The following is a 13,042-nucleotide window of genomic DNA, read 5'->3' as shown; positions in this document are numbered from 1 at the left end:
ACTGAAATCATGATGCCCAATCAGAAGGATGACCCATGCACCAGGCTATTGCTGACTTTGTGAAAGAGATTGCCCCCCGTCTAGAGGCGCGGCGGCGTGACCTGCATAAATTTGCCGAATCCGGCTGGCTGGAGTTCCGCACCGCCACCCTCGTGGCTGCCGAACTCCATCGACTTGGCTACCAGCTCCAGCTGGGTAAAGAGGTGGTGAAGGCCGAAGCGCGCATGGGCCTGCCTTCGCCGGAGGTACTGGCGCAACACGAACAGCGCGCACGGGAACAGGGGGCGCTGCCGGAGTGGCTGCCGCACTTCTCCGGTGGTTTCTGCGCGATTGTCGCTACGCTGGCGACTGGTCGCCCCGGCCCGGTGATGGCGTTCCGCGTAGATATGGATGCGCTGGATGTGATTGAAAACCAGACGGAGGAGCATCGCCCGCACGCCGAGGGCTTTGGCTCCGTCAATGCAGGCATGATGCACGCCTGCGGCCACGACGGCCACACCACCATCGGCCTTGGCCTCGCGCAGGTCCTGAAGCAGTTCGAAGCCGAACTGAGCGGCACCATCAAGCTGATTTTCCAGCCAGCAGAGGAAGGCACTCGCGGCGCAAAATCGATGGTCGAAGCGGGTGTAGTCGATGACGTCGACTTCTTTACCGCCATCCATATCGGCACCGGCGTTCCAGCGGGTGAACTGGTGTGCGGCAGCGATAACTTTATGGCCACCACCAAGCTCGACGTCAGCTTCCGTGGCAATGCTGCTCATGCGGGTGCCCGCCCCGAAGAGGGCAGCAACGCGCTGCTGGCCGCCGCGCAGGCCACGCTGGGATTGCACACCCTGACTCAGCACAGCGGCGGCAGCGCCCGTGTCAACGTTGGCGTCTTGCAGGCAGGCACCGGGCGTAACGTCGTCGCTGACCGTGCAATGATGAAAGTGGAAACCCGTGGCGCAACCAATGAAATCAACGATTTTATCTACCAGCGTGCGCTGCAAACCCTGAAAGGGGCGGCAGAGATGTACGGCGTGGAGCATCAGGTCACGCTGATGGGCGCGGCGCGCAGCAGCCAGCCCACCGCCCCATGGGTGCGTTATATTCGCCACCAGGCGAGGCATATTCCCGAGCTGACCTCACGGGTCGACACGCGCGGTGTCGCGGCCGGATCGGAAGATGCCACCTACATGATGGAGCGGGTCAAGCAGCACGGCGGGCAGGCTTCCTACATCATTTTCGGCACCGAACTGAGCGCCGGGCACCACAACGAAAAATTCGACTTCAATGAGCAGGTGATGGCGGTGGCGGTGAAAACCCTCGCGGCGATTGCACTCAATATTGCTGAATTCGAAGCGGAGGCGTGATGAACCAGGCAATGAATGACTTTGTGGCGCACTACATCGACCAGCACCAGGCGCGATTCAGCGCATTAAGCGATGCCATCTGGGACCAGCCGGAAACGCGCTTTACCGAAACCTTTGCCGCCGGACTGCTCTCCGGGGCGCTGGAACAGGAAGGTTTTAGCATTGAACAGGCGGCGGGTGGCATTGAAACTGCGTTTATCGCCAGCTACGGGAAGGGTCAGCCGGTGATTGCCCTGCTGGGTGAGTATGACGCGCTGGCCGGGCTGAGCCAGCAGGCGGGATGCAGCACGCGCACGCCGCTGGTCACGGACGGCAACGGCCACGGCTGCGGCCACAATCTGTTGGGCACCGCCGCGCTGGCGGCGGCCTGTGCGGTCAAGGCCTGGCTGCAACAGAACAGCGCAACGGGCACGATCCGCTTTTACGGCTGCCCCGGCGAAGAGGGTGGCTCCGGTAAAACCTTTATGGTGCGTGAAGGGCTGTTCGACGATGTCGATGCCGCCCTGACCTGGCACCCGGAGGGTTTCAGCGGCATGTTTAATACCGCCACCCTCGCCAATATCCAGGCGGCGTTTCACTTCAGTGGCGTCGCCTCTCATGCGGCCAATGCACCGCACCTCGGACGCAGCGCGCTGGATGCTGTCACATTGATGAATACCGGCGCTAACTTCCTGCGCGAACACATTATTCCTGAAGCGCGGCTGCACTATGCGGTGACCAACAGCGGCGGCAGTTCCCCCAATGTGGTGCAGGCGGAAGCAGAAGTACTGTATCTGGTGCGCGCACCGCAGCTTGACCAGCTGGAGGATATTTATCAACGGGTCACCGATATCGCTCGCGGCGCCGCACTGATGACCGGGACGCAGATGAGCGTGCGCTTTGAAAAAGCCTGTTCCAACTATCAGCCCAACCGGGTGCTGGAACAGCTGATGTATCGCCAGCTCACGCATTTTGGATTGCCCGATTATACCGACGAAGAACGCCAGTTTGCCGCCGATATTCGCCAGACGCTGAACGCCGACGATCTGCGTAACGCCCGGCTGAACGCTGCGCGTACCGGGGGGAGTGCGGGCCACGCCTGGGTAGAGGCGCTGGGCGATCGCGTGCTGATGGAGAGCGTTGCTCCGTACTGCGCCAGCGAAGAGGTGCTGTACGGCTCAACCGATGTGGGTGACGTCAGTTGGGTGGCACCGACCGCACAGTGTTTTACCCCCTGTTTTGCCTTCGGCACGGCACTGCACAGCTGGCAGTTAGTGGCCCAGGGCCGCACCCCGATTGCCCATAAAGGCATGTGTCTTGCAGGTAAAACCCTGGCGGCAACCGCGCTGGCATTATTCAGCGATGCGGATGTCCTGGATAATGCGCAGCAGGAGTTCCGTCAGCAGCGGGCCAGACAGCCTTACCACTGCCCCATTCCGGCAGGCGTTAAACCCACGCCGCTGGCGTAACGATATTCGACGTTCCCGGAGGCCTGGCTCGATCCCGGCCCCGTTAAAAAAATAACACGCAAACACCATCATAACGACGACAAGGCAATAGGGTTAATCAATGAGCGAAACAACAGCGGCCAACAAAAGCCCGGGAAAGATTTTTTACTGGATTGAACGCATCGGCAACAAGATACCTAATCCGTTTCTGTTATTTGTTTATCTGATTGCTGTACTGATGATATCGACCGCGCTGCTCTCCTGGTTCGGCGTGGCGGTGAAAAATCCGGCCAGCGGTAAGATGGTCGAGGTCAAAAACCTGCTGAGCGTGGCGGGCATCCAGTGGGTCCTGCCGAATATCATCAAAAACTTCAGCGGCTTTGCCCCGCTGGGTTCGATCCTCGCGCTGATGATTGGTGCCGGACTGGCCGAAAAAACCGGGCTGTTGCAGGCACTGATGAATAAGATGGCCTCGTTTGTCAGCGCCCGCTACGCCAGTTATATGGTGCTGTTTATCGCCTTCTTCAGCCATATTTCGTCGGATGCTGCACTGGTGGTGATGCCGCCACTGGGTGCCCTGATGTTTATTGCCGTCGGTCGTCATCCGGTCGCCGGGCTGCTTGCCGCAATTGCCGGGGTGGCTTCCGGCTTTACCGCCAACCTGCTGATTGTGACCACCGATGTGCTGCTCTCGGGCATCAGTAGTGAGGCGGCCAAAGCGGTGAGCGATACCGTACACGTTAGCGTCATCGATAACTGGTTCTTTATGGCCAGCTCGGTGATCGTGCTGACCTTCGCGGGCGGGCTGCTGACGGATAAGTTTGTTGAACCCCGCCTGCCTGCCTGGCAGGGCAACAGCGAAGAGAAGCTCGCCAGCCTGACACCGTTACAGAACCGTGGCCTGCTGATGAGTGCGCTGGCGGCAGTGGTGTTTATCGGTCTGGTGGCGCTGATGGTGGTACCTGAAGGGGCGATGCTGCGCAATCCGGCCAGCGGCGCGATCATCCCTTCGCCCTTTATTCAGGGCATTGTGCCGCTGATTATTCTGTTCTTCTTTGTGGTGGCGATCACTTACGGCGTGGCAACAAAGCAGATCGCCCGCCCGGATGATGTGCCTGCCCTGCTGATTGAACCGATGAAAAGCATGGCCGGATTTATCGTGATGGTGTTCCCGCTCGCCCAGTTTGTCGCGATGTTTAACTGGAGCAACATGGGCACGTTTATGGCGGTGGGGCTGACGGATGTGCTGGAGCAGATGTCCATGACCGGCGCGCCAGCGTTTATCGGGCTGATGTTTCTGTCGGCGTTTCTCTGCATGTTTATCGCCAGTGGGTCAGCTATCTGGTCGATCCTGGCGCCGATTTTCGTGCCGATGTTTATGCTGCTGGGCTTCCACCCGGCCTTCGCACAGATGATTTTCCGCATCGCTGACTCTGCCGTGTTGCCGCTGTCGCCAATGTCACCGTTCCTGCCGCTGTTCCTTGGCTTCCTGCAACGCTACCGTAAAGACGCGCAGCTCGGGACCTATTACACGCTGATTATGCCGTATCCGCTGGTGTTTTTTGCGGTGTGGATTGCGCTGCTGCTGGCGTGGTATGCGCTGGGGCTGCCGATTGGGCCGGGGGTATATCCGGTATTGCCGTAGGAGGTGATCCGAAAGGCCAGGGTCTTAAGGTCAAGGTCTTCAGATCAAGATCAAGGTCAAGGGCGTTTCGCTTTCCCGCTGCGCGACAAGGGGCGGCCAGTCGCCGCCGCCCCTTGACCTGGCCGTTAATCTTGACCTGCCGTTGACCGTAAACGCCATTAGATAACGGTTTAAACCTGCCATGGCAGCACGCCACGATGACGTCGTGCCAGCCATGACGCCAGCAGCATCAGCAGCACCACCAGCAGGATCATCAGACAGCCAACGGCGGCGGCCAGCGTTGAGGAACCGCCCTCATCGAGGAAGACAATCGTCGGCCCAAGGGTCTGGGTTGCAGAGGTCACCAACAGAATCGATACCTGAATTTCGTTCAGCGCGGTCAGGAATACCAGAATCGCCCCGGCAATCGCCGAAGGCGCCACCAGCGGCAGCACAATGTCACGCATGCGCCGCAGAAACCCCGCTCCCGCCAGCTGTGCGGCTTCATCCAGCGAACGCTCGATGCGGGCAAAACCAGCCAGCGTTGGCCGCAGCACCAGCGCCAGAAAGTTGGAAAGATAGGCCGCGAGAATAATCCACACCGTGCCGTAAAGACTGACATTCACCAGCGGCAGCGGTTTCAGGAAGAACAGCAGCGCGGCAATCCCGGTCACCACACCAGGCAAAGCGTAAGCCAGTTCGCTGGAGAGATGCAGCACCCGTACCAGGCGACTGCGGCGCCAGCTGAGGAAACAGGCCATAAACAGCGCCATCACCGTGAGGATTGCCACCGCCAGCAGCGTCAGGCCCAGACTGGTGAGAAAAGCATGACGCACCGCCGGGTAGTCAAACAACGCATTGCGGTAGTTAAGCAGCGTCAGTGATTGCAGGTTCAGTGACTGACCAAAACCCTGCGTCAACGAGGTGGTCAGCAGCGCCGAGAGCGGCAGCAGCAGGATCAGCACCATCAGCAACCAGACCGCACACTCCACTGGTAGACGCCAGCGCCCAAGGGACTGGGTGAACGGCTGCGTGCTGCCATTCACGCGCACATCGCGGCGCCCCCCCAGCAAGTTACTGACCAGCATCCCCCCCAGGGTGATTGCCGCCAGCAGCAGCGAGAGCACCGCCATATCAGGCAATGCGCCCGGTCCGGTGGTATTAAGCTGCTGATAAACCAGCGTGATCAACGTGGGCACCCGGCCAGGAATACCGAGCATAGCCTGAATACCAAAGTTGCCTGCCGCCGCCACAAACGACAGCGCCGCACCGGCAAAGATCGCCGGACGCGCCAGCGGCAGGACCACCGTCAACAGAACGTGCAGCGGCGATGCGCCGGTAATGCGAGCCGCCTCCACCAGTTCAGCAGGCAGACGTTGCAACCCGGCGCGCACCGCCAGAAACACCAGCGGCGCATTGTGCAGGCCGAGCAGCAGAATAATACCACCCAGTGAATAGAGTGGCGGTGGCCCGCCGCTGTCAAACGGCAACCCAAGGGCCACCAGCGCCTGCATCACCAGACTGGACGGCGACAGCGCCTGTACCCACGCAAGCGCCGTGACCTGTGGGGGGATCATCAGTGGCAGGATAAACGCAAAGACCCATGCCGCTTTCGCACGCATATTACTCAGCGCCACCAGCCAGGCAGCCAGCGTACCCAGCAGCAGCGCCAGTGCCGTCGAGGCCAGCGCAATCAGCAGCGTGTTGCCCGTTGCACGCAGCACCCGCGGGGTGGCCAGCAGCTCAAACAGACGCTGACTGTCCGGCACACCCTGCGGCGCCACGGCGGCCCAGACCAGCCGCGCCAGCGGGGCCACCGACAGCAGGCCGATCATCAGCGCCAGCAGCCACAGCACCCCGTGCTCGCTGCCGGGCAGACGAAATCTGCGCTGCCCCGGCAGGCTGCGCGTCAGAGAAGGCAGCACACTCATCCTTTAGCCACCAAAGATTTCAGTGAACTTATCCCGCACCTGCTTATCGTCGGCCACCGCTTTATCGGTATCCAGCGTCAGCAGTTTGATGCTCTCCATCGGCGCAAAGCCTTCCGGCGCAGCCACACGTTTGTCGACAGGACGGTTCCCCTGGGTCGCGACTAACTGCTGACCTTTCTCCGACAGCATAAAGCTGACGAAAGCTTTGGCAGCGGCCACGTTATGCGCCCCTTTGAGGATCGCCACCGGCTCTGTCACATAGGACACCCCTTCCTGCGGATAGACCAGGTCAACCGGAGAGCCCTGTTTCTTCGCGCGGATGATATCGGCATCAGTGATCACGCCATATTTCGCCATGCCGCTGGCCACGGCTTTCAGCGCAGGGCCGTTACCGCCTTCCGGTGTCACGCCGTTCGCGGCCAGTTTCTGATAAAAATCCCAGCCAATCGTCGGCGTATTAATGGCCGTGTGCAGATGATAGAGCGCCGCACCGGAGTAAAGCGGGCTTGGCACCGCCACCTGCCCCCGATTATCTGCCGCCGTCAGCGCCATCCAGCTGTTTACCGGTTTGGCCTTTTGGGTGTTATAGCCAATCACCGTGGCGATGATTTTGGTGCCAAACCAGGTCTTATCTTTGTCATAGAAATCAGGGCTGATGTTGCTGACCGGCGCATCCGGCCAGGCCATCAGTTTGCCCTCTTTTTTCAGCGCGCCAAGGTTAATGGCATCTGCCACCAGTAGCACATCGGCTTTCACCTCACCGCTCATCATTTCGGTCCGCAGCACGTTCATCAATTGCGTGGTGCCGTTACGCGTCCAGGACACCTCGATGCCGGGGTTCGCCGCTTTAAAGGCATCCATGGTTTGCTGGGCAATTTCCGGTGCCTGCGAGGTATACACCACCAGTTTGCCATCGGCCGCCAGGGTGGACAGTGAAGAGAAACCCACCAGCAGCGCCAGAATTTTTATCGTGTTACGCATATCCCTGAAGTCCTTTAAGTGATGGTAAATGAGAGAAAAATTAAGCAGGAATGACCCAGCCATCAATGATCGACAGCTTCAGGGGCTCACCCGTCTGCCACAGTGGCTCATCGGTAAGCATCAGCGTCAGGCGGTTTTCCGGATCAGCCTCCGGCGCAATCTCCAGCTGGCGGTAACCGCCACGGTAAATCACCCGTTGGATGGTGCCCCAGAAGCCCGGCTGTTCTTCCGTTGCCAGGCGTAAATCGGCTGCATGCAGACAGATTTTCCCGACAGGCAGTACGGCCTGCTGTGGGCTGGCGCGCAGGCAGAGGCGCTGTCCGTATAGCGTGACCCAGGCGCTGCCGTGTCCGTCCGGTTCGATATCGCTGACCGTGACCACGCGGCCATCGTCAATAAAGCGCGCCACCATTTCACAGGCGGGCTGGCGGTAGAGAGTTTGCGGGCTGGCGAACTGCATCACCTGCCCGGCGTGCATCACCACAATGCGGTCGGCCAGCGCCATCGCTTCATGCTGATCGTGAGTGATATACAACAGCGTGGCACCAGAGTGCTGGTGAAAGCGGGTGAATTCCTCTTCCATGGTGGCGCGCAGATGCACATCGAGGTTGGCCAGAGGCTCGTCGAGCAGCACCACCTGAGGACGCGTTACCAGACAGCGGGCCAGTGCCACACGCTGCCGCTGGCCGCCTGAGAGATCGGCCGGCTTACGTTCGGCCATTCCTTCCAACCCGACCTGTAACAGAGCCGCAACCACCCGCTGCTGACGCAGCTCACGTGCCATCCCTTTCACTTTCAGACCGTATTCCACGTTTTCCGCCACTGACATATGCGGCCACAGCGCGTAGTTCTGAAAGACAATGCTCAGATCGCGCTGTTCCGGCGGCAGATGCTGCCCCGGCGCGCTGTAACAGCGTTCACCTATGCTGATCGTTCCCGCATCCGGGGTTTCAAAACCGGCCAGCGTACGCAACAGAGTGGTCTTACCGCAGCCGGAAGGGCCGAGTACCGCAATAAATTCACCGTGTTCAATATGGAGTGACACATCGCGCAGCACCGGCTGCGAACCAAAGGATTTACACAGGTTGTTGATCAGGATCGCAGACATAAATGCAGTTCAGCTCCGTCAGTCACAGTAACGCGTTAAAACATACTGAGCGTAGATGACAGGCAGGTGACAGTGCGATAGCGAACGGCAGTGACGTTGCTGACCAGGGCGGGTCAGGCGTGCCTGACCCCTACGGAATGCTGCGGGTTATTGGAATGGGCCGGGCGTGCCTGACCCCTACGGAATGCTGCGGGTTGTTGGAATGGGCCGGACGTGCCTGACCCCTACGGAATGCTGCGGGTTGTTGGAATGGGCCGGACGTGCCTGACCCCTGCGGAATGCTGCGGGTTGTTGGAATGGGCCAGGCGTGCCTGACCCCTGCGGAATGCTGCGGGTTGTCAGGACGGGTCAGGCGTGCCTGACCCCTACGGAATGCTGCGGGTTGTTGGAATGGGCCGGACGTGCCTGACCCCTGCGGAATGCTGCGGGTTATTGGAATGGGCCGGACGTGCCTGACCCCTGCGGAATGCTGCGGGTTGTTGGAATGGGCCTGGCGTGCCTGACCCCGCCGTAGGGGCGGGGCATGCCCCGCCCGAAGCGATGCAGGGTTATTCCACGATCGGAGTTTTGGTTTTGTTCAGGGCCTTCATAAAGGCATCATCAAGGTGCAGGTGCTGTTTCACCAGCGCCGGAGGGGTCAGTGCCAGCCACTGATTAAGCGACAGATCCGCATAATAATCGCTTTTAAACAGCTCTAAAAAACGCAGCGGTTTATCACCGGTGTTCTCGATGTAGTGGCCCATGGCAAACGGCACATAGCCGACATCACCGGCGCGAAAATCAAAGGTTCGCGCCTCACCCGAGGAAGCAAACACCCCCATGCGCCCTTCCCCTTCCAGATAGTACTGCCACTCATCGTTATTCGGATGCCAGTGCAGCTCACGCATCGCCCCCGGCAGTAACTCCACCAGCGCGGCGGCGACGGTTTTCGAGATTTTAAAGTTGGAGGAGTCGGTAATGCGCACCGTCCCGCCTTTCAGCTTAATCGGCGTTTGCGCCATCATACGATGGCTAAACTTCAGCGTAGAAGGTTTTGCTCCGGCGATGGCATCGGCACTGAGCGCTCCCGGCACCTGCCCGGCAAAAATATACTCGTCAGACGGTGACGGCAGCGAGCTGAACGTGCTGGCAGGCACGCCGAAGTTTTTCGCCAACACGTCCGGGGGAATATGTTTGAACCAGTCACTGAGTAAAAACGTGCTGTCTTCATCGAAGTTGCCGTCGTCGAAAGCCAGCAAAAACTCGCAGCCATCCGGCCCCAGTCCCTGAATCGAGTGCGGCATACCTGACGGGAAATACCACAAATCGCCCACGCCGACATCATCCACAAACCAGCCACCCTCGGTATCCAGCGCGGTAATGCGCGCATTGCCATACAGCATATAGGCCCACTCGCCCTCTTTATGCCAGTGCAGCTCACGGATACCACCGCTGTTCAGACGCATATCCACACCCGCAATAGTGGTCGAGATCCCCAGCTCACGCTGAGTCACCTGGCGAGTCCATCCGCCGCTGCCTTTGCGCACATGCGCGTCGCTGAAGGAAAAACGCAAATTCGGTAAGGTGCCGCTATCGGTCGCCGGGGGATTTACAATGTCAGGGTTTTCCCCCTCACGGATCGGGTCTCGCGGGCCGGGATCGGTGCCGCCCATTTTCCCATTCCAGGGCTGGGCTGCGGGCTGTTCGTGAGCATGAACCGTACCGGCGGCCAGCGCCACGGTACCACCGGCGGCAAAAGCCATAAAACTGCGACGTGAAAGAGGATTCATCCTTTGATTTCCTTATGTCAGTCAAAATAAACATTTTTTACGGCGCACAGGCACCGATAGTGGATAAGACTATTCGATATTTTTTCCCCTGCCAGTCAGATAATTGGCGCTAAACTCAGTGAAATGTAAGCAAGGATCCATCAGTAAATTTCATCGCATAACAGTGAATAAAACCGATAACACGGATGATTAGCGAATTTTTTGTCGCTTGTTGCTTTTCTGTTTTGTCCTCATCCACCAAAAGCACAAAACAGCGGTCAGCCATTAATGTTATTTATCGACTGTTTTCCGTGCGAAGAAACACCTGGTTACAGGCGATAACGCATGATTGCGTTAAACAACGCGCTCTGTTAGAGCCTAGAATAAAGCCTGTTTCCACACTTTCCTGCCACCTGAGTACAGGCTGCTATGAACATTGATTCAGACATCACTTTTCGCAAACTGGGAATTTTCATCGCCTTTATGAACCGGGGTAATCTGTCGCGTACCGCTGATGCCCTCGGTATCAGCAGCGTCAGTGTTCATCGGGCGCTGCACAGTCTGGAAGAGAGCGTACGCTGCCCGCTGTTCATTCATAAAGGCCGCAGCCTGGTCCCGCTGCCTGCCGCGCATACGCTGTGGGAGTACAGTCAAGAAGCGCTGGATATGATGTCGCGCGGCGTGGAAGAAACGAGGAAAACGGCGGGCATAGGACAGGGACATATGCGTCTGGGAACGCTCTATTCGCTGACGCTGGAAACGATTCCACAGTTGATTATGGGGATGAAACTACGCCGCCCCGATCTGGAGCTTGAACTGACTATGGGTTCAAACCAGACGCTCACCACGCGCCTTTCAGAAGGCTCGCTGGATGCCATTCTGATCGCCATCGCCCCCGGTGATCTGGACTACAATCGCTTCGAATGTCTGCCGTTATTTGATGATGATATCTTTCTTGCCGCACCTTCCACTTCTGGGCTGGACACTCGCTTCCCGGCGGATCTGCGCGATTTTCGTCAGCAAAAATTTGTCTCCCTGGCGGAGGGTTTCGCCACCTGGCAGGGCTTCCAGGAAGCGTTTCATGTTGCCGGATATGCACCGAATATTGTCACCCGGGTGAATGATATTTTCTCGATGCTGAGTCTGGTGCAGGCGGGGGTGGGGTTTACACTACTGCCGGGCAGAATGAAGCGGGTGTATGAGAACTCCGTGCAGTTGCTCAGGCTGGCCGAGCCGTATCAGATGCGCCAGAAGATCGGGATTGTCTTTGAGCGTAACCGCGAGCATGACCCGAATCTGCTGGCGCTGGTGGCCGAAGGGCGCATGTACAGCCGCCAACGCAGCACAACATAATGACTACCGTGTTAGACGTTCCGCCAGGCGCTTAGCCAGCAGCTCACCGCTCTGTTCCAGTGCGATCGCTTCCCCTGCGCTGCCGCAAAATGCGTTGCGCGCAAGGCCGGTCAGTACCGATCCCGGCGGCATCTCAATCGCCAGCCCCACATCCCGTTCGCGGGCCGCCACCATCGCCTCATGCCAGCGCACCGTACGCGACATATTTTTCGCCAGATCGTCAGCAATCTGCTCCGGCTGCCACAGCACACGTGCCGTGCTGCCACTGAGATACGCACAGTGTGGGTGCGTCAGTGACACCGCCTGAAATGCCATCGCCAGTTTCATAGCCGGTTCGGCCAGCAGCGCGCAGTGAGAAGGCACACTCACTGCCAGCCGATGAACTTTCTGCGCCCCAGCGTGACGTGCGCGGGTGGCGACGGCGCTCATCGCGGCGTCACTGCCGGCAATCACCAGTTGCTGAGGCGCATTGATGTTAGCCAGCCAGCAGTCGTTGCCCAGCAGCGGTGTCAGCTGTGATACCTCCAGCCCGATAATCGCCGTCAAGCCGTAGCCTTGCGGATAAGCTTCCTCCATTAGCGTACCGCGCAGCGCAACCAGCCGTAAGGCATCATCAAACGCCAGCGCCCCGGCCACCACCGCCGCCGGAAAAGCACCAATCGACAGGCCGCAGGTGATATCCGGCACAATGCCCTGCCGCTGGAGTTCACGCGCATGCGCCACGCCGGTAATCAGCAGACAGAGCTGTACCGCCCGGGTATGTTGCAGCGCGCTGGCCTGATCTAACTCGCGAGCATCCTCCGCCAGCACCTCACTGGCCTGATCAAGTAACGCCTGTCCGTTGGGGAGCTGTTGCAGCATTCCGGGGCGCTGTGGCCCCTGACCTGGAAAAGAGAACAGTATTTTCATGGTATGACACTCCACGGCTGGGTGGTGATGCGCGGGCCTGCGTTGGTTTTCAACAGCACGCGCCCGTCACGCAGCCATTCACTTAAGGCAAAGGCGCCTTGTGGCACTTCCACCTGTGTATCCACACGACAAGGCAGTTGGCTGACAAACTGCTGCCAGCGTTCCAGCTCCTGCTGCGCCACGGGTTCCGGGCAGCGGATCAGCAGGTCGAGATCGCTATCGTTATGCAGTACCGGGATTTCCGTTGCCAGCGCATAGCCTACGCTGCCGGTAATGCCCCATGTCCACCACCAGCGTTGCTGCGCCAGTTGAATAGCCGCCTGTACTGGCGGCTGGGAAACAAAAGGAGAAGCCAGCAGATGCTCTGCCACACTGAGTGCCTCCGGCGACAGCGTGCGGACCACATGCTTTGCTGCTACCCAACCTGCGGCACGCTGATCGCGGAGCAAGCCACGCACCCCAACCGGAATACGCCCATCCTGATCATGGTCGCGACGCACGACCAGCGGCAAAGTTCGCCGCCACTGGCTGGCAACCCAGTCGGGCAGGTCGCCCTCCATCGCGTCAGCAGTGCGGATCCAGATCAAATCATGTGGCGTTATAGTCATC

At 59.2% G+C, this 13,042-nt stretch carries 10 protein-coding genes; 4 read left to right on the top strand and 6 right to left on the bottom strand.

Annotation, left to right across the window (positions count from 1 at the left end):
* The first annotated feature begins 35 nt into the window (after positions 1-35).
* The 3 genes from LJN55_RS03550 to abgT all read left to right on the top strand — a co-directional run bounded on the left by LJN55_RS03550 (position 36) and on the right by abgT (position 4,424).
* Complete coding sequence (locus LJN55_RS03550; protein ID WP_227535695.1) at positions 36-1,352, top strand: amidohydrolase; 1,317 nt, start codon at positions 36-38, stop codon at positions 1,350-1,352.
* Positions 1,352-2,800, top strand: a complete 1,449-nt coding sequence (locus tag LJN55_RS03545; protein WP_227535693.1) for a M20 family metallopeptidase — start codon at positions 1,352-1,354, stop codon at positions 2,798-2,800. Before LJN55_RS03550 ends, LJN55_RS03545 begins: the two co-directional genes overlap by 1 nt.
* Positions 2,801-2,900: 100 nt before the next feature.
* Entirely contained in the window at positions 2,901-4,424 is a 1,524-nt protein-coding gene (abgT, locus tag LJN55_RS03540; RefSeq protein WP_227535692.1) for a p-aminobenzoyl-glutamate transporter, read from the top strand.
* A 170-nt stretch (positions 4,425-4,594) separates the two neighbouring features.
* Here the strand turns inward: abgT and LJN55_RS03535 are convergent, their stop codons facing one another.
* From LJN55_RS03535 to LJN55_RS03520, 4 genes are all read right to left on the bottom strand, one after another.
* Complete coding sequence (locus tag LJN55_RS03535) at positions 4,595-6,334, bottom strand: ABC transporter permease (protein WP_227535691.1); 1,740 nt, start codon at positions 6,332-6,334, stop codon at positions 4,595-4,597.
* 3 nt (positions 6,335-6,337) lie between these two features.
* Complete coding sequence (locus LJN55_RS03530; RefSeq protein WP_227535690.1) at positions 6,338-7,315, bottom strand: ABC transporter substrate-binding protein; 978 nt, start codon at positions 7,313-7,315, stop codon at positions 6,338-6,340.
* 40 nt (positions 7,316-7,355) lie between these two features.
* Entirely contained in the window at positions 7,356-8,423 is a 1,068-nt protein-coding gene (locus LJN55_RS03525; RefSeq protein WP_227535689.1) for an ABC transporter ATP-binding protein, read from the bottom strand.
* Positions 8,424-8,971: 548 nt separating this feature from the next.
* The gene (locus tag LJN55_RS03520) at positions 8,972-10,192 is read right to left on the bottom strand and encodes an oxalate decarboxylase family bicupin (protein ID WP_159337368.1); all 1,221 of its coding nucleotides are present in this window, start codon (positions 10,190-10,192) and stop codon (positions 8,972-8,974) included.
* A 408-nt stretch (positions 10,193-10,600) separates the two neighbouring features.
* On the opposite strand from LJN55_RS03520, the gene LJN55_RS03515 reads away from it, so the two are divergent.
* Positions 10,601-11,524, top strand: a complete 924-nt coding sequence (locus tag LJN55_RS03515; RefSeq protein ID WP_133843737.1) for a LysR family transcriptional regulator — start codon at positions 10,601-10,603, stop codon at positions 11,522-11,524.
* A 3-nt stretch (positions 11,525-11,527) separates the two neighbouring features.
* Here the strand turns inward: LJN55_RS03515 and mdcH are convergent, their stop codons facing one another.
* Complete coding sequence (gene mdcH / locus LJN55_RS03510) at positions 11,528-12,433, bottom strand: malonate decarboxylase subunit epsilon (RefSeq protein ID WP_227535688.1); 906 nt, start codon at positions 12,431-12,433, stop codon at positions 11,528-11,530.
* Positions 12,430-13,041 carry a malonate decarboxylase holo-ACP synthase gene (locus LJN55_RS03505; protein WP_159337367.1) on the bottom strand — a complete coding sequence of 204 codons (612 nt, stop codon included), beginning with the start codon at positions 13,039-13,041 and terminating at the stop codon, positions 12,430-12,432. The genes mdcH and LJN55_RS03505 overlap by 4 nt, the downstream gene beginning before the upstream one ends.
* Position 13,042 lies beyond the last annotated feature (1 nt).

Source organism: Erwinia rhapontici (assembly GCF_020683125.1).
Classification (GTDB): domain Bacteria; phylum Pseudomonadota; class Gammaproteobacteria; order Enterobacterales; family Enterobacteriaceae; genus Erwinia; species Erwinia rhapontici.
Note: the sequence above shows the minus strand (reverse complement) of the source record. Positions and strands in the feature narration are given on the sequence as shown.